This is a genomic window from Bradyrhizobium sp. SSBR45G (genome assembly GCF_030159255.1).
Taxonomy (GTDB): Bacteria; Pseudomonadota; Alphaproteobacteria; order Rhizobiales; family Xanthobacteraceae; genus Bradyrhizobium.
On record NZ_BSCT01000002.1, the window covers coordinates 298,701 to 314,883 of the forward strand.

At 65.6% G+C, this 16,183-nt stretch carries 16 protein-coding genes; 12 read left to right on the forward strand and 4 right to left on the reverse strand.

Annotated elements, in window-relative coordinates:
* Positions 1–25: 25 nt before the first annotated feature.
* Together QQL87_RS04310 and QQL87_RS04315 are read right to left on the reverse strand one after the other, a co-directional pair.
* On the reverse strand, positions 26–553 hold the full coding sequence (locus QQL87_RS04310) for a GNAT family N-acetyltransferase (protein WP_284418812.1): 528 nt from the start codon (positions 551–553) through the stop codon (positions 26–28).
* Positions 554–555: 2 nt separating this feature from the next.
* Positions 556–1,122 (reverse strand): helix-turn-helix domain-containing protein, encoded by a 567-nt coding sequence (locus tag QQL87_RS04315; protein WP_284418813.1) that lies wholly within the window; start codon positions 1,120–1,122, stop codon positions 556–558.
* Positions 1,123–1,333: 211 nt separating this feature from the next.
* Here QQL87_RS04315 and secG point away from each other — a divergent pair, with 211 nt between their 5' ends.
* The 8 genes from secG to QQL87_RS04355 all read left to right on the forward strand — a co-directional run bounded on the left by secG (position 1,334) and on the right by QQL87_RS04355 (position 8,635).
* Positions 1,334–1,717 (forward strand): preprotein translocase subunit SecG, encoded by a 384-nt coding sequence (gene secG / locus QQL87_RS04320; protein WP_284418814.1) that lies wholly within the window; start codon positions 1,334–1,336, stop codon positions 1,715–1,717.
* A 168-nt stretch (positions 1,718–1,885) separates the two neighbouring features.
* Positions 1,886–3,517 (forward strand): CTP synthase, encoded by a 1,632-nt coding sequence (gene pyrG / locus QQL87_RS04325; RefSeq protein ID WP_284418815.1) that lies wholly within the window; start codon positions 1,886–1,888, stop codon positions 3,515–3,517.
* Positions 3,518–3,853: 336 nt separating this feature from the next.
* A complete protein-coding gene (locus QQL87_RS04330; protein ID WP_284418816.1) occupies positions 3,854–4,180 on the forward strand; it encodes an NIPSNAP family protein in 327 nt (108 codons plus the stop codon).
* Positions 4,181–4,330: 150 nt separating this feature from the next.
* Positions 4,331–5,191, forward strand: a complete 861-nt coding sequence (gene kdsA / locus QQL87_RS04335) for a 3-deoxy-8-phosphooctulonate synthase (RefSeq protein WP_284418818.1) — start codon at positions 4,331–4,333, stop codon at positions 5,189–5,191.
* Positions 5,191–6,402: an MFS transporter gene (locus QQL87_RS04340; RefSeq protein ID WP_284418819.1), complete on the forward strand. Its 1,212-nt coding sequence runs from the start codon at positions 5,191–5,193 to the stop codon at positions 6,400–6,402. Before kdsA ends, QQL87_RS04340 begins: the two co-directional genes overlap by 1 nt.
* A 733-nt stretch (positions 6,403–7,135) precedes the next feature.
* Complete coding sequence (locus QQL87_RS04345; RefSeq protein ID WP_284418820.1) at positions 7,136–7,288, forward strand: hypothetical protein; 153 nt, start codon at positions 7,136–7,138, stop codon at positions 7,286–7,288.
* 67 nt (positions 7,289–7,355) lie between these two features.
* Entirely contained in the window at positions 7,356–7,913 is a 558-nt protein-coding gene (locus tag QQL87_RS04350) for a hypothetical protein (protein WP_284418821.1), read from the forward strand.
* Positions 7,914–8,119: 206 nt separating this feature from the next.
* Positions 8,120–8,635 (forward strand): hypothetical protein, encoded by a 516-nt coding sequence (locus QQL87_RS04355; RefSeq protein WP_284418822.1) that lies wholly within the window; start codon positions 8,120–8,122, stop codon positions 8,633–8,635.
* An 86-nt stretch (positions 8,636–8,721) separates the two neighbouring features.
* On the opposite strand, the gene QQL87_RS04360 is transcribed toward QQL87_RS04355, so the two are convergent.
* Together QQL87_RS04360 and queF are read right to left on the reverse strand one after the other, a co-directional pair.
* Positions 8,722–10,398, reverse strand: a complete 1,677-nt coding sequence (locus tag QQL87_RS04360) for a DUF1963 domain-containing protein (protein WP_284418823.1) — start codon at positions 10,396–10,398, stop codon at positions 8,722–8,724.
* A 112-nt stretch (positions 10,399–10,510) separates the two neighbouring features.
* Positions 10,511–10,987, reverse strand: coding sequence for a preQ(1) synthase (gene queF, locus QQL87_RS04365; protein ID WP_284418824.1), 477 nt, complete (start codon positions 10,985–10,987; stop codon positions 10,511–10,513).
* 180 nt (positions 10,988–11,167) lie between these two features.
* On the opposite strand from queF, the gene eno reads away from it, so the two are divergent.
* The 4 genes from eno to QQL87_RS04385 all read left to right on the forward strand — a co-directional run bounded on the left by eno (position 11,168) and on the right by QQL87_RS04385 (position 16,175).
* Positions 11,168–12,451: a phosphopyruvate hydratase gene (gene eno, locus QQL87_RS04370; RefSeq protein WP_284418825.1), complete on the forward strand. Its 1,284-nt coding sequence runs from the start codon at positions 11,168–11,170 to the stop codon at positions 12,449–12,451.
* A 41-nt stretch (positions 12,452–12,492) separates the two neighbouring features.
* Positions 12,493–13,632 (forward strand): zinc-binding dehydrogenase, encoded by a 1,140-nt coding sequence (locus QQL87_RS04375; protein WP_284418826.1) that lies wholly within the window; start codon positions 12,493–12,495, stop codon positions 13,630–13,632.
* A gap of 122 nt (positions 13,633–13,754) precedes the next feature.
* A complete protein-coding gene (locus QQL87_RS04380) occupies positions 13,755–14,753 on the forward strand; it encodes an MBL fold metallo-hydrolase (RefSeq protein WP_284418827.1) in 999 nt (332 codons plus the stop codon).
* Positions 14,754–15,005: 252 nt separating this feature from the next.
* Entirely contained in the window at positions 15,006–16,175 is a 1,170-nt protein-coding gene (locus QQL87_RS04385; protein WP_284418829.1) for a serine hydrolase domain-containing protein, read from the forward strand.
* Positions 16,176–16,183 lie beyond the last annotated feature (8 nt).

Here is a 16,183-nt window from a genome sequence, read left to right on the forward strand (position 1 = left end):
TGACGATCCAGCATCAGCGACTCGGTCAGCCCGTCGCGCTGAGTCGCTTCCAGTAGATCTTCGTGCCGGTGAGGCCGCCATGCGGCTTCAGGGCATAGTCGGGAATGATTCCGCTGAGCTGGAAGCCGAGGCTTTCATAAAGTGCCGAGGCGCCGCCATCGACGGCGGTGTCGAGCACCAGCATCGTGCGCCCCTGCTGCAGGGCCAGGCTCTCGGCGAAGCGCAGCAGCGCGGTGGCGATTCCGCGCTTGCGGTGGCTGACGCGGGTCATCATCTTCGCGATCTCGGCACGATGCGGCTGGTTCGGCGGCAGCTTGAGCTGCAACGTCACGGTCGCAATCACCTCCCCGCCGTCGAGGGCGCCGAGCACGATTCGCTCGCCGCGCCCGGCGGCCTGAAGCGAGTCCTGCCAGAAGTCGTTCGCGTCCTCTGCAGCGAGCGGATGCATGAAGCTGACCGAGCCGCCGTTCGCGACCGTTTCGATCAGCATCGCGCTCAACGCGGCCCGGATCGCGGACGTATCAGACAAGGGGGCGATTTGAATCGAGGACATGCTCAGCTCCGGGCGAGGGCAACGACGTAGACGCAGGGCGCGTCGGTCTGATTGGCGAAGGTGGTGTCGATCGGGGGGCCGAAGCCGAGGCAGTCGCCGGGGCCGAGCACATGCCGTTCGGCGCCTTCGGTGATGGTCAGCTGTCCGCTCTGCACCCACACCAGCTGGCGGATGTGAATGTAGGAGGAGGCCGGCAGGGTCACGCTGCGGCGAGCCGGCATTTCGACCGTGACCAGCTCGATCGGATGATCCGGCCTGAGGAACACCTGGCGCCTGAGGTAACCCGTCTCCGGATCGCGCCAGACCGGTTGCCCGTCGGCCTTGGACAGCCGCTCGGACTGGGCTTCGGCGCGGAGCATCAGGCCCGCCAAGGTCAGATCGAACGCACTCGCCAGCTTGATCAGCACGACGGCGGTCGGGCTGACCTCGGCGCGTTCGATCTTGCTGATGGTGGCTTTGGAGACGCCGGAACGTTCGGCGAGGTCGGCCAGCGACCACCCGCGGCTGTCGCGCTCCAGCTGCAGGCGCCTGGCGAGCCGCTGGCTGAAATCGTCCATTATTTGATCCATTCGTCTATAATAATGGAAATCCAAGACGGCGCAAGAGCGCCGCCCTGAGGGGCGTGATCGGTGCTTGTGGGAAGCGCAGGTGCGATTATCTGCGGGGTGGCGTTGCCCGACATGATCGTGTAACACCGCGCAAATTTCCGAATAGCCCGCGAAGCTCTCGCGATCCCGGCCTCCGGTCGGGGCCTGCGAGGGCTTGTGACGGAAGGTCACCATGCAGACTGTCTTGATCGTCATCCACCTCATGATCGTCGCCGTCCTGATCGGCGCGGTGCTGTTGCAGAAGTCCGAAGGCGGCGGCCTCGGCATGGGCGGCGGCGCCGGCTTCATGTCGAGCCGCGGCACGGCTAACCTGTTGACGCGCACCACGGCGTTCCTGGCGGTCGGCTTCTTCCTCACCAGCCTGGCGCTGACCTGGCTGGCCGGCTACGACCGCAAGCCGACCTCGATTCTCGGCACCATGCCGGGGCAGACCCAGTCCGGCGGCGCGACCCCGGCGGCGCCGACCAGCGGTGGCGTGCTCGACCAGCTCAAGGAGGCCGACAAGCAGCAGGCCCCCGCGGCTCCGGCCACGCCGCAGGCCCCGCAGTCGCAATAAACGCGGGGTTGCCATGCAGGAACGCAATTGGCGTCCTGCCTGATGAGACGGTCTCAAGTTCCTGAGATCATTCACATTTTGACGTAACCCACAGGCCCGCGACAGCGTTGCGGGCTGGTCACGATTCGTTTTGGCGAATCGCATGCGCGGCATTAAAGGTAGGGTCCCATGGCGCGGTACATCTTCATCACCGGCGGCGTGGTTTCCTCGCTCGGAAAGGGTCTGGCTTCAGCCGCGTTAGGCGCGCTGCTGCAGGCCCGTGGCTACAAGGTCCGGCTTCGCAAGCTCGACCCCTATCTCAACCTCGATCCAGGCACGATGTCGCCGTATCAGCACGGCGAAGTGTTCGTGACCGACGACGGCGCCGAGACCGATCTCGATCTCGGCCATTACGAACGCTTCACGGGGCGGCCCGCGACCAAGGCCGACAACATCACCACCGGGCGCATCTACCAGGACATCCTGACCAAGGAGCGCCGGGGCGACTATCTCGGCGCCACCATCCAGGTCGTCCCGCACGTCACGAATGCCATCAAGGACTTCGTGCTCTCGGGCAATGACGACTATGATTTCGTGCTGGTCGAGATCGGCGGCACCGTGGGCGACATCGAGGGACTGCCGTTCTTCGAGGCGATCCGCCAGCTCGGCAACGAGCTGCCGCGCAATCACGCGATCTACATCCATCTCACTCTGCTGCCCTACATCCCGAGCGCCGGCGAATTGAAGACCAAGCCGACCCAGCACTCGGTCAAGGAGCTGCGCTCGATCGGCATCCAGCCCGACATCCTGCTGTGCCGCACCGACCGTCCGATCCCGAAGGAGGAGCGGCGCAAGCTCGGCCTGTTCTGCAACGTGCGCGAAACCGCCGTGATCGAGGCGCGCGACGTCGACAACATCTATGCCGTGCCGGAGGCCTATCATGCGGCCGGCCTCGACGACGAGGTGCTGGCCGCGTTCGGCATCGAGCCGCGGATGCCGCCGGCGCTCGCCAGCTGGCACACGATCAACGAGCGCGTCCGCAATCCGGAAGGCGACGTGACGATCGCGATCGTCGGCAAATACACCGGCATGAAGGACGCCTACAAATCGCTGATCGAGGCGCTGTCGCATGGCGGCATCGCCAACAAGGTCCGCGTCAAGCTCGACTGGATCGAGAGCGAGGTGTTCGAGAACGAGGACCCCGCGCCCTTCCTCGAGCACGTCAACGGCATCCTGGTGCCCGGCGGCTTCGGCCAGCGTGGCGCCGAGGGCAAGATCCGCGCGGCACAGTTCGCCAGGGAGCGCGACGTGCCGTATTTCGGCATCTGCTTCGGCATGCAGATGGCGGTGATCGAGGCGGCGCGCAATCTGGTCGGCATCTCCGCGGCCAACTCGACCGAGTTCGGTCCCACGCCGGAACCTCTCGTCGGCCTGATGACCGAATGGCTGCGCGGCAACGAGCTGGAGCGGCGCAATCAGAGCGGCGATCTCGGCGGCACGATGCGGCTCGGCGCCTATCCTGCGGCGCTCAAGCGCGGCAGCCGCGTCTCCGAGGTCTATGGCGGCGCCACCGAGATCTCCGAGCGGCATCGCCACCGTTACGAGGTCAACACCGCCTACAAGGACCGGCTTGAGCAGCACGGCCTGAAATTCTCCGGCCTGTCGCCGGATGGCGTGCTGCCGGAGATCGTGGAGTACGAGGACCACCCGTGGTTCATCGGCGTCCAGTTCCACCCCGAGCTGAAGTCGCGTCCGTTCGAGCCGCATCCGCTGTTCGCGTCCTTCATTCAGGCGGCGATGGTTCAGTCGCGGCTGGTGTGAGCCAGCTGCGAGGGGCGCGCGATCAGCCCTCTTTCTGAACATGCTGCCCATGTCCAATCTGCAGCCACGCGCTCGGCGCCAAACCCTCATGGTGAGGAGCGCCGCGTCGATCAAGCCAATTGGTACGGAAGGTCGTCGTTCGCGGCGCGTCTCGAACCATGAGGCCCCAGCGAGGCCTCGCCCTTCGAGACGCGCGCCAAGGGGCGCGCTCCTCAGGGTGAGGGGCGAATGCCGTTCCGGGCAGCGCGAAATGCAGCGGTCACTCCGCCTTTGACGGCCGCAGCGATTGTTGCGACAACGCTCCTTCATCGAGAAGAACAGATCAGGGAGGATCGCATGATCTACGAGAGCCGCATCTATCGCTGCATTCCGGGCCGGTTGCCGGCGCTGTTGAAGCGTTTCGACACCGTGACGCTGAAGCTGTGGGAGAAGCACGGCATCCGGCAGGTCGGCTTCTTCACGACCCTGATCGGCGAATCCAACCAGGATCTGACCTACTTCCTGGCCTGGGAGTCGCTCGCCGAGCGCGAGACCAAATGGACCAAGTTCATGACCGATCCCGACTGGATCGCGGCGCGCGCCAAGAGCGAGGAGGACGGCCAGATCGTCGCCAACATCACCAGCCAGTTCCTGGTGCCCACGGCGTTCTCGGCGTTGAAGTAGCGGCCTCGGTCGGGCGGACGAATTCGGCGCTGCGATGCGCTGGCGGGCAGGGGGCGGCTGCGGCGCAACCCTGCCATTCGCCGCCGCGAATGCCTTGATCCGCCGGGCCATGCTGGGCATGGTCCGGCCGAACCCGAGGGGATCGTGACCATGACCACAGCCGCCACTGCCGCCCCGATCGTCACCGTTGGTTCGGTGCGCTTCGGCAATGCCCTGCCGCTCGCCGTGATTGCCGGACCGTGCGCGCTGGAAAGCCGCGGCCATGCGCTCGAGGTCGCCGCGGCGCTGAAGGAGATCGCGACGCGGCTGAACATCGGGCTCGTCTACAAGACCTCGTTCGACAAGGCGAACCGGACCAGCGGCTCCGCCGGGCGCGGGCTTGGCCTTGCGCAGTCGTTGCCGATCTTCGCCGAGATCCGGTCGTCGCTCGGTCTTCCGGTGCTGACCGACATTCATGACGCGAGCCAGTGTGCGGAGGTGGCGCAGGCCGTCGACATCCTGCAGATCCCGGCCTTCCTGTGCCGGCAGACCGACCTGCTGCTTGCGGCGGCGGCGACCGGCAAGGTCGTCAACGTCAAGAAGGGCCAGTTCCTGGCGCCGTGGGACATGGCCAACGTGGTCGCCAAGATCACCGGCGCCGGCAATCCCAACGTGCTGGCGACCGAGCGCGGCGTCTCGTTCGGCTACAACACGCTGGTCTCGGACATGCGGTCGCTGCCGATCATGGCGCGCACCACCGGCGCGCCCGTCATCTTCGACGCCACCCATTCGGTGCAGCAGCCGGGCGGGCAGGGCACCTCCTCGGGCGGCCAGCGCGAATTCGTCCCGGTGCTGGCACGCGCGGCCGTGGCGGTCGGCGTCGCCGGCGTCTTCATCGAGACCCATCCCGATCCCGATCATGCGCCCTCCGACGGGCCGAACATGGTGCCGCTCGCCGAGTTCGAAGGCCTGCTGCGCCGGCTGATGGCGTTCGATAGGCTGGCCAAGGCGCCGGCGACCGACGCGCTTTGATGCATCAGCCCGTCGCCAAGCCGTCCGAGCAGCGCTTTCCGCCAGCGGTCAACATCATTGCGCTGGCCGGCTTCTCGGCGGCGCTGTCGACGCGGGCGCTCGACCCCGTGCTGCCGCATGTCGCCGAGGATTTCTCGATCAGCATCGCCACCGCCGCCGGCATCGCCGCCGGCTATGCGCTGATCTACGCGCTGATTCAGCCCGCGATTGGCGCGGCCGCCGACCTGTTCGGCAAGGCGCGGCTGATGACGATGTGCCTCGCGCTGCTCGGCGTCGCCAGCATCCTCGGCGCGCTCGCCACCTCGTTTCCGCTGCTGTTCGCCACCCGCATCCTCGCCGGCATCGCCTCGGGCGGCGTGTTTCCGGTCGCGCTCGGCCTGACCAGTGATCTCGTCGCGCCCGACAAGCGGCAGGTCGCGATCGGCCGCACGCTCGCGGGCTCGATGGCCGGCAATTTGCTCGGCGCCACGGCGTCGGGGATCATCGGCGATTTCATCGGCTGGCGCGGCGTGCTCGCGATCCTCGGCGCGCTCGGGCTGATCGCGTCCTTCGCGGTCGCCGCCGGCTTTCGCGGCGCCAGCGTGACGCACACCTCGACCACCGATCTCGCATCGCTCCGCAAGGGCTATCGCACCATCTTCTCCAACCCGAATACGCGGTTCTGCTACTCGGCCGTGTTCGTCGAGGGCTGCTGCGTGTTCGGGCTGTTTCCGTTCATCGCCTCGCTGCTGTTCGATCTCGGCGAGACCTCGCTGTCGATCGCCGGCATCGTCATCGCAGGCTTCGCGGTGGGCGGCCTGTTCTACACCGCCACGGTGTCGAACTTCCTGCCGCGGCTCGGCGTCAAGGGCATGATGATCGTCGGCGCCAGCCTGGTCGCGCTGCAACTCACAGCGTTGGCCTTCGGCCCCGGCTGGAAGCTGCAATTCGCCTGCATGCTGATGATGGGCTGGGGCTTCTACATGATCCATGGCTGCCTGCAGGTGTTCGCCAGCGAGCTGTCGATCGGGGCGCGCGCGACCGCGATGTCGCTGCACTCGTTCTTCTTCTTCATGGGCCAGACAGTCGGCCCGATCGCCTATGGCTTCGGCCTCGTCCATGGCGGCAAGCAGCCGACGCTGCTCATTGCCGCCGCGATCATGGTCGCGCTCGGCTTCGCCTGCGCCGCGCTGCTGCGCCAGCGCCCGCCGGCGGATGCGGCGACGCGCTGAGGGGGCTTTTCCGGCGCGGGCGCGGGCATTTTGCATCTGAAGACTTGGGGCATTGCCGCGCGAACACCCGCTAACTTGTTGCTCCGTCATGGCCGGGCTTGTCCCGGCCATCCACGTCGTTCGGCACGCTGAGAAGGACGTGGATGCCCGGGACAAGCCCGGGCATGACGACGTGGAGACAGGCGAGCGCATTATGCCCATCGTCAGCTTTGTTAGCCCTGGGCACGCACCGCCGCCATCTCGCGGCGCCTCTGCGTCCGAGCTTTGCCATCTGGACATGCCCTCTTGTCGAAGAGGGCGCGGGGAATGCCGGGAGCTGGCCGCCCCCATGGCCCGCCTGCAGAAAAAAAATGCAGGCGGCAGGTACCACAGGTTCAGCCGAGACATCCCGGCATTCCCCGCGCGATGGTTTTGACGGCTGCTTCGCGTTCTCCCCGGTGCTCCGGGCTTGTTGGCCACCGTCGGTCGCAGGACTCGTCCAGCCCTCCAACCTTGACACCAGCGTCGGGGTGTCAGGACCACGCGACTTGACCGTGCGCATCGTGCTGTTCGTCCGCGTGATCCAAGACCACGCTGCAGCACCGACACGCCCACCGCATCCCGCCTCAACGTCCGTGACGACCGCGAAGCGCCCCTCCGATCGAGACGGGATGGCGATAGTCAATCATGAATTCAAATAAAACGAAACAAAATTATTGTTTACAGAAGGTCTGGACAGAAGTGATCGGCTTGAATGCGCAGCGAAAATCAGCTTTCAGGCGCAGGCCGTTTTGCGGTCGAGATCGATATGAAAGCCGTGCGCTCGACGGCAACCGTGCCCGACGGGCGATTCGCGGTGTTGGACCAGCCAATGCAACCTGAAGGTATTTTCGACTTGTGTTTCTGATTTGTTCTCATTAGCATTGTGTGGGGTGGGGTGTGGGGTGATGACGAGAATGAAGCAGGCTAGGCGTTTGTTGCTGGTTGTCGCGATCGTCGCGGGCGGTTTTCATCAGGCGCTGGCGCAGCCGCCGGCCCGGTCCGAGAGCCCGCGCGCGGCGGACAAGGCACCGGCCAAGATCCTGCTCAGCGCGCATCGGGGCGATGCGACCATCCTCACGCTGTCGGATCTCGACAGCGACACCGCGGCAGTGACGTTCCGGATCGAGCTCGACGACGCGATCGAGAGCTGCCTGCGCGAGCCGCCGCCCGACGACATCAAGCCGGCGGAGGTGGCGCGCTGCGCCAAGCAGGTGATGGATCTCAACGCCGGCAAACAGATCAAGCGGCGGGCGATGTGCTCCAAGAACACGGTCTATACCGAGTTCGGCAACTTCTCGCTGGTCGGCACTGGCGAGCCCGAGTCGAGCGGCGAAGGAAAGAAGATGATCCGCACCAACTGGAAGGATCATCGCAACGAGCAGATCGTCGACAACAGCACGGCGGCGAGGACGGACGCGATGCTGAGTACGTTCGCGGTGCTGTGTCCGGCGGCCTACAAGGCGAAGTTCGACGGCTATCACGTGTATTGATAGGCTAACGATTGCTCCCTCGGCCCGGCACGCGAAACGGCCCGAGACGCTGCTCAGGCAGACTGGCCCGCGACAGCCTGCTGGGTTCGGTGGCAGGCCGGATTCAGTGATGTGGCCTGAAAAAAGCGGGCGATCGATGGTATGAAGGGTTCGTATGCAATTGCGCCGCGGCATCCGAATCCTGGAGCGGATCAAGGTCGAGAGTCATGAGATCGTTGGTCGGTTGTTTGGTCTGTGCTGTTCTGATTTGGACTGCGACCGTCGCGAAGGCGACGGTCGATGGAGTGGTCACCTACTTCTCGGAAGAGGTGCCTCCAGCAATCCCAAAGCCCGAGGCGTTGTTGTCAGAGGATCAGATCGTGTTGGCGAAGGTGCGGGTTTTGAGCCGGCCCGCATATCTCGTCGGGCTGGATCAATCTGGACAGCCTACGCGGATCGTTCCCCGCGAGCGCTGGTCGGCGTGGCTCCAGGTGCATGACGTCATCCGTGGCAAGCGACCAGAGATGGAGCGCATCAACGCGACGTTCGGAGGCGAACTCAACTACGCTCGAGGTCCAAGGACACCGTATCAGCTCGAGCAGGAGTATTTTGTTGCGATGTACGAAGATTCCTCCGGGTATCACCTGATCGGCGTTCCCATCAGCCTCGCCAAGTATCACGAGTGGCAGCGCGTGATCACCGAGTCTGGATACCCGAATGCGGATGGCTATCGCAATCGCTGATTGCGCGTTACGGTGACAGCACTCCGACTTCGGTCCGTTGGATCGCCCTCGCGGCTGCTATTGAGTGGACCGTCACCGTAGTTAGATCAATAGGCCGTCAGGATCAGGTCCACCTTTTCGAAGCGGCCTTGACGTAGATCGTCAGGGCGGATGAGAAACTGCATCACACCCTCACCCATGGGCATGCCGATCGACTCCTCGCTGTGAAGTTCGAGCAGGAGCAGCCAGTCCTCGACTTGTTCCTCGACATTGCCCTGCACATAACTGGGGGGGCCGAATATCCGGTTGGGGTTGCTCGCGGACACTGAGCGAAGTCGGGGCAGGGTTCCGGCGGCGCGCTCGATCTCGAAGCGTGCTTTCGCTTCCTCAGCCGTCAGCGCTTGGCCGTGCCGCTTGACGAATTCATGCTGATATTCCTCGCGCATGAAGGCGCGCGCAAGGCTATGCTGCAGCGACACCCGGGCGATCAGTTCACTTGGAATGACCGCAACGCCGTCGCTGCCGAGCCCAAGGCTGGCGTTGACGCTATGTTCGACGATCCTGTCGAAGCCGAGGTAGAACGTCTGGGAGATTGTCTCGACCCACGCCCAGATCGCGTCGGCTTGGTCTGCCGGCAGGGCCGCCACCAAGGCGTTGTTCGACGCGCGGACATACAGCGCCTTGGCTTCCGACAGCCATCGATCGATCGTGGCCTGCCGCGCGGCGCTGTCCGTATCGGTCATGAAATGACGATCGTTGCGCAGCCGAGACCCCGAGAGCTTTTCGATCGCCGCGGCGCAGACCACCCGCACTGCCGCCCAGTCCTGCGGAAAGCGCGCAAAGGGACGGCCGAACGCAACGTGACGAGCCGGCTCAGATGTTGCGAGCGGCGCGCCCAATGCATTCTGGGCTTCGAGCAAGGCGTTCTCGGCAGCCTCTTCGATCCAGAAACGGGGGTCTTCGTCACCCGTGGTCGGTGTGGAATAGGCCAGCGCAACGGGCCGGAACGGCCAACGCGGCAGCAGCCTTGGCGCATCCTGCTCCTCTTCCGGAACAAGCGACGACGTGTAAGGCGACCGCCAGACGCCCTGCGATCCGAAGACAGGCCCGAGATTGGCCGGCATGGGCAGCGGACCCCAGCTCTGCGGATCGCCCGCCCGGTGGATGAAGCGGAACGGCATCGGCTCGCGCCATTCGAGGTCGCAAAACAGGAACAGCACGCCGTCTCGCGGCAGTAGCCCTGTCGGGTCCACCGCGGCGAGGCTGGCGCAGTCCCATTGCATGACGAAGTGCAGCGGCGCGCCGTCCGATTGTTTGCTGGGCCAGGTCAGATCGGGCGGTCCGATCGGAAGCCCCCCGTAAAAGGACAACCCGGGATCGGCCGGTGGCGGATAGAGTTCCCGAAACACGATCGGACCACGGCGTGCCGCATCAATGGCCCGGCGAACGTCCGCGTCCATTGGGGCGAGACGCACCGGTGGCATCGCGGGGGTGTGAGAGCGCTCGTTTTCCAGCCAAGCCAAGTTGCGGGCAGGTGGTTGCCGCGCTCCCCCGGACATTGTTGTCCCGGCGCGGCCTCGCGCGTTCCGCGCGGAGCGCCACCCCATCCCAATCGCTGCGAGCCCAATGAGCAGGGGAAACGAATTGCGCAACGCATCTGCTTGGATACGGACGGGCGACACCGTCTCGATCAAAGCCCAAGCGAAGACCAGCGCAATGCCCGTCACAAAGAAAGCCGCGAGGAACGCCAGCGTCCGATCGAGCCAATCCGCTTCTTCCCGCATGCGTATCCCAGCATTGCCTCGTTCGCTTGGGCAGAAACTTTCGCCGGAGCATCTTCGGAATCGGTTAACTCGCGCTCCGAACCCCGGAAGATCGGACCGCGGTCGCGGCGGGCTAGCCCCGCCCGCGATACGGCGCCACGCCCTGGTCCGGCACCCACAGGCCCTTCGGCAGCTTTCCCGTCTGCCAGAACACGTCGATCGGGATGCCGCCGCGGGGGTACCAGTAGCCGCCGATGCGCAGCCATTTCGGCTTGAGCTCGGTGGCGAGGCGCTTGCCGATCGCGACGGTGCAGTCCTCGTGGAACGCGCCATGGTTGCGGAAGCTCGCGAGATAGAGCTTGAGCGACTTCGATTCGACCAGCCATGGGCCGGGGGCATAGTCGATGACGAGATGGGCGAAGTCGGGTTGGCCCGTCACCGGGCATAGCGAGGTGAACTCGGGCACCGTGAAGCGGGCCAGATAATCCGTGTCCTTGTGCGGATTGGGCACGCGGTCGAGCTTGGCGGCTTCCGGGCTGTCCGGTGCCGCCACCTCGTGGCCGAGCTGAAGGCCGGCCGATGTCGGGGATGTGTTGGGTCTTTTCGCCATATCTCGTGTCACCTGCCGCAGTGGCGCCCGTTTAGCCAATCGGGGCGCCGGCGTCATCCGGTTCGTGATTTGGTCGCGGGTTCTGCGCGACTTATGCGCGACTTGGCCTTTTCGGCCACCCGTCCCTGCGGTAGAAGCAGCGCAACAACGTTCCCCCAGAAAAGCCCGCGAGAGGACCTCATGACCGCCATCGTCGACATCATCGGCCGCGAAATCCTGGACAGCCGCGGCAATCCCACGGTCGAGGTCGACGTCGTGCTGGAGGATGGCTCGGTCGGCCGCGCCGCCGTGCCGTCCGGCGCCTCCACGGGCGCCCATGAGGCGGTCGAGCTGCGCGACGGCGACAAGCACCGCTATCTCGGCAAGGGCGTGCTGAAGGCGGTCGAGGCGATCAACGACGAGATCTATGAAGCCCTCAGCGACATGTCGGTGCACGACCAGGTCCAGATCGACCAGATCCTGATCGAGCTCGACGGCACCGAAAACAAGAGCCGGATCGGCGCCAATGCCATCCTCGGCGTCTCGCTCGCCTGCGCCAAGGCGGCCGCGATCTCCTACGACATGCCGCTGTATCGCTATGTCGGCGGCACCTCGGCGCGCACCTTGCCGGTGCCGATGATGAACATCGTCAATGGCGGCGTCCACGCCGACAACCCGATCGACTTCCAGGAATTCATGATCATGCCGGTGGGCGCGCCGACCTTCGCTGAAGCGCTGCGCTGCGGCTCGGAGATCTTCCATACGCTCAAGGGCGAGCTGAAGAAGGCCGGCCACAACACCAATGTCGGCGACGAGGGCGGCTTCGCGCCGAACCTGCCGTCGGCGGACGCGGCGCTCGACTTCGTCATGAGCGCGATCGGCAAGGCCGGCTACACTGCGGGCGAGGACGTGATGCTGGCGCTGGACTGCGCCGCCACCGAGTTCTTCAAGGACGGCAAGTATGTCTACGAGGGCGAGAACAAGTCCCGCTCGCGCTCCGAGCAGGCCAAATATCTCGCCGACCTCGTCGCGCGCTATCCGATCTGCTCGATCGAGGACGGCATGTCCGAGGACGACATGGACGGCTGGAAGGAACTGACCGACCTGGTCGGCCACAAGTGCCAGCTGGTCGGCGACGACCTGTTCGTCACCAACGTCAACCGCCTCGCCGACGGCATCCGCAACGGCCGCGCCAACTCGATCCTGATCAAGGTCAACCAGATCGGCACGCTGACCGAGACCCTGGCCGCGGTCGAGATGGCGTTCAAGGCCGGCTACACCGCCGTGATGTCGCACCGCTCCGGCGAGACCGAGGATTCGACCATCGCCGACCTCGCGGTCGCGACCAATTGCGGGCAGATCAAGACCGGCTCGCTGGCGCGTGCCGACCGCACCGCCAAGTACAACCAGCTGCTGCGCATCGAGCAGGAGCTGGATGCGCAGGCCAAATATGCGGGCAGGGCGGCGCTGAAGGCGCTGGCCTGAGCCGGCACTTAACAACAACAACCAAGACGAGGGAGGCACGCATGGGTATCGAGACCGGACTGCAACTGCGGACGTTGATCACCCGCAGCGGCGAGCTCGAGCTGTCGCTCGTCGACGTGCCGACCCCGGAGCCCGGGCCGGACGAGGTCGTGGTGCGCATCGAGGCGGCGCCGATCAATCCGTCCGATCTGGGGCTGCTCGTCGGCGCGGCCGACCTCTCCACGATGCAGGTGTCGGGCAGCAAGGAGCGCCCCGTGATCACCGCCAAGGTGCCGGAGGCGGGGATGCGGGCGATGGCCGGCCGGCTCGACGAGTCCTTGCCGATCGGCAACGAAGGCGCCGGCGTCGTGGTCAAGACCGGTTCGTCGGACGCCGCCAAGGCGCTGATGGGCCGCACGGTGGCTGCCATCGGCGGCGCGATGTACAGCCAGTATCGCTGCCTCAAGGTCTCCGAATGCCTGCCGCTGCCGGCGGGCACCACGCCGGCCGAGGGCGCGTCCTGCTTCGTCAATCCGCTGACGTCATTGGGCATGACCGAGACGATGCGGCGCGAGGGCCATACCGCGTTGGTGCACACCGCGGCCGCCTCGAACCTCGGGCAGATGCTCAACAAGATCTGCCTCAAGGACGGCATCCCGCTGGTCAACATCGTGCGCAGCGTTGCACAGGCTGAACTGCTGCGCGGCATCGGCGCCAAATATGTCGTCGACTCCACGTCGCCCACCTTCATGGATGAGCTGACGGCGGCGCTGGTCGAGACCGGCGCGACCATCGCGTTCGACGCGATCGGCGGCGGCAAGCTCGCCGGCCAGATCCTCAACGCGATGGAGGCCGCGATCAACAAGTCCGGCAAATATCCCTACAGCCGCTACGGCTCCAGCGTGCACAAGCAGGTCTATATCTACGGCGGCCTCGACGTCAGGCCGACCGAGATCACGCGCGGCTTCGGCATGACCTGGAACGTCGGCGGCTGGCTGCTGTTTCCGTTCCTGATGAAGATCGGCCGGGCGGATAGCGAACGGCTGCGGCAGCGCGTCGTCGACGAGCTCAAGACGACCTTCGCCAGCCACTATACCAAGACCGTCTCGCTCACCGAGGCGCTCGATCCGGCCAACCTCGCCGTGTACGCCAAACGGGCCACTGGCGAAAAATTCCTTATCGCCCCCAACAAAGATAAGTGACCTAACGCCGCTCCCCCGACGTTGCCGACAGGCTTGCGTTTGGCCTGCGGCCGGAGACAATCCGCGCCGTTTCGGTTCGGGGGGCGGTGTTGGCCGCTGAGAGCACTGAGGAGAGATTTGTCATGACACAGTTGGATCGCCGTCGATTCCTGGCCGGTGCGGCGCTTGCTGGCGCCGCAGGTGCGTTGCCGTCGCTGCGCAGCACCGAGGCCCGGGCTGCCGTTGCGCCCGCCGGCGCCCAGGCGCCCGGCTTCTACCGCTACAAGGTCGGCGACTACGAATGCACCTCCGTCAATGACGGCGCGCGCAGCTTCCCGATGCCCGACAAGTTCGTCGTCAACACCGCCAAGGACGACGCGCTGGCGGCCGCGGAAGGCGCCTACATGCCGAAGGGCATGATCACGATCCCCTTCAATCCGCAGCTGATCAACACCGGCTCCAAGCTGATCCTGATCGACACCGGCAACGGCGCTGGCGCCTTCGAGGCCAGCAAGGGTGCCGTCGGACGCACGCTGCAGAACCTTGCGGCTGCCGGCATCGATCCGAAGGCGATCGACGTCGTTGTGCTCTCCCACATGCATGGCGACCACATCAACGGCCTCAAGCTCGCCGACGGCTCGCTGGCGTTCCCGAACGCCGAGCTGAAGGTGCCTTCGGTCGAGTGGGCGTTCTGGAACAGCGACGAGAACGCCGCCAAGGCGCAGTCGGAGCTGATGAAGGGCAACTTCGCCAACTTCAAGAAGGTGTTCGGCGGGCTGGAGAGCAAGGTCACGCAATACGACTGGGACAAGGAGGTCGCGCCGGGCATCACCGCGCTGGCCACCCCCGGTCACACGCCGGGCCACACCTCGTTCGCGGTGGCCTCGGGCAACGCCAAGGTGTTCATCCAGTCCGACGTCACCAACGTGCCCGAGCTGTTCCTGCGCAATCCCGACTGGCACGTGATGTACGACACCGATGCGGCGCAGGCCCAGGAGACGCGGCACAAGTTCTACGACATGGTGGCCGCCGAGAAGGCCAAGGTGATCGGCTTCCACTTCTCGTTCCCCTCGGTCGGCTATGTCGAGAAGGACGGCGCCAAGTACCGGATGATCCCGGCGCCGTGGAATCCGGTGATCTGAGCGGAAATTTCTCCGTCGTCATTGCGAGCGAAGCGACGCAATCCAGGGGCCGGGTCGGGACTCTTGATTGCCTCGTCGCGGAGCCTGTCATCGGGCCGCGCTTTGCGCGGACCCGTTGGCTCCTCGCAATGACGGAGGAAAGAGGGTGGGCCGCCTTCGGGCGGCCTGGTCGTTTTTGCATGTGCGAAATGTCGGGCTTTCCGTCGCGGCCGTGAACGCCTATGTCGGGCGCGACAATCCGCAGGGCCTCGCATGTCGACCGATTCGTTAACCTCCAGCGCCGACCTCTCCAACTGGCGCAGCGCGCCGTTCAGCCGCTGGGCCTTCCACAATATCCGGCAGGTCCTTCCGGTCGCCGACATCGAGAGCGCGCCGGGCAGCGCCTGGCCGCTGCCGGCGAGCCCGGTCGCGTTCGATGATTTCAGGCTGCGGCTGCCGAAGGGCGGCACGCTTGACCTCGACGGTTTCCTGAAGGCGACGGCGACGGACGGTCTCCTGATTCTGCACGACGGCCGCATCGTGCTCGAGCACTATGACGGCGGCACCGACCGCGACACGCCGCACATCCTGATGTCGGCGACCAAGTCGATCACCGGCCTGATGCTCGGCATCCTCGCCGGGCGCGGCGAGATCGATGTCGATGCCGAGGTGACGCGCTACGTGCCGGAGGTCGAAGGCACCGCCTATCGGGGCGCCACGCTCCGTGAGCTCACCGACATGCGCGCCGGCATCGTGTTCGACGGCACCGGCCTGCAGGCCTATGCCGACGCCGCCGGCTGGGAGCCGGTCGCGGCTGGCACGACGCCGAACCTGCATGATTTCTACGCGACGATGCGCGCGCAGGCGAAGCCGCATGGCGGCCCGTTCAGCTACGTCTCGTCCAACACCGATCTGCTCGGCTGGGCGATCGAGCGCGCCACCGGGCGCAGCTTCGCAAGCCTTGTCGTCACCCTGCTGTGGAAGCCGATGGGCGCGAGCGGCGAGGCCTTCATCACGCTCGATCGCAAGGGCGCCCCGCGCTGCACCGGCGGCTTCTGCGCCACGCTGCGCGATTTCGCCCGGCTCGGCCAGCTCGTGCTGTCAGATGGCCGGCGCGGCTCGCAGGCGATCATCCCGCAAGGCTGGCTCGACGACATCAGGAGCAACGGCGATGTGCAGGCGTGGCGCGACGGCCAATGGCGCGACAGCTTCGCCGCGATCAGCCGCAACATGCACTATCGCAGCGGCTGGTACGTCATCAACGACCAGCCGCAGCTGCTGTTCGCGATGGGCATTCACGGCCAGAATCTGTTTGTCGATTCGGCCAACGGACTCGTGATCGCCAAGCTGTCGTCATGGGCGCAGCCGGTCGAGGGACAATCGATCTGGCTGACGCATCAGGCGGTGGCGGAATTCACCCGCTGCATCAAGCAGGCGGGTTAAGTTCGACG

What these genes read in the sequence shown, in the direction of transcription:
- QQL87_RS04310 (WP_284418812.1), bottom strand. Translation starts at nt 553, where the DNA reads ATGTCCTCGATTCAAATCGCCCCCTTGTCTGATACGTCCGCGATCCGG.
- QQL87_RS04315 (WP_284418813.1), bottom strand. Translation starts at nt 1,122, where the DNA reads ATGGATCAAATAATGGACGATTTCAGCCAGCGGCTCGCCAGGCGCCTG.
- secG (WP_284418814.1), top strand. Translation starts at nt 1,334, where the DNA reads ATGCAGACTGTCTTGATCGTCATCCACCTCATGATCGTCGCCGTCCTG.
- pyrG (WP_284418815.1), top strand. Translation starts at nt 1,886, where the DNA reads ATGGCGCGGTACATCTTCATCACCGGCGGCGTGGTTTCCTCGCTCGGA.
- QQL87_RS04330 (WP_284418816.1), top strand. Translation starts at nt 3,854, where the DNA reads ATGATCTACGAGAGCCGCATCTATCGCTGCATTCCGGGCCGGTTGCCG.
- kdsA (WP_284418818.1), top strand. Translation starts at nt 4,331, where the DNA reads ATGACCACAGCCGCCACTGCCGCCCCGATCGTCACCGTTGGTTCGGTG.
- QQL87_RS04340 (WP_284418819.1), top strand. Translation starts at nt 5,191, where the DNA reads ATGCATCAGCCCGTCGCCAAGCCGTCCGAGCAGCGCTTTCCGCCAGCG.
- QQL87_RS04345 (WP_284418820.1), top strand. Translation starts at nt 7,136, where the DNA reads ATGCGCAGCGAAAATCAGCTTTCAGGCGCAGGCCGTTTTGCGGTCGAG.
- QQL87_RS04355 (WP_284418822.1), top strand. Translation starts at nt 8,120, where the DNA reads ATGAGATCGTTGGTCGGTTGTTTGGTCTGTGCTGTTCTGATTTGGACT.
- QQL87_RS04360 (WP_284418823.1), bottom strand. Translation starts at nt 10,398, where the DNA reads ATGCGGGAAGAAGCGGATTGGCTCGATCGGACGCTGGCGTTCCTCGCG.
- queF (WP_284418824.1), bottom strand. Translation starts at nt 10,987, where the DNA reads ATGGCGAAAAGACCCAACACATCCCCGACATCGGCCGGCCTTCAGCTC.
- eno (WP_284418825.1), top strand. Translation starts at nt 11,168, where the DNA reads ATGACCGCCATCGTCGACATCATCGGCCGCGAAATCCTGGACAGCCGC.
- QQL87_RS04375 (WP_284418826.1), top strand. Translation starts at nt 12,493, where the DNA reads ATGGGTATCGAGACCGGACTGCAACTGCGGACGTTGATCACCCGCAGC.
- QQL87_RS04380 (WP_284418827.1), top strand. Translation starts at nt 13,755, where the DNA reads ATGACACAGTTGGATCGCCGTCGATTCCTGGCCGGTGCGGCGCTTGCT.
- QQL87_RS04385 (WP_284418829.1), top strand. Translation starts at nt 15,006, where the DNA reads ATGTCGACCGATTCGTTAACCTCCAGCGCCGACCTCTCCAACTGGCGC.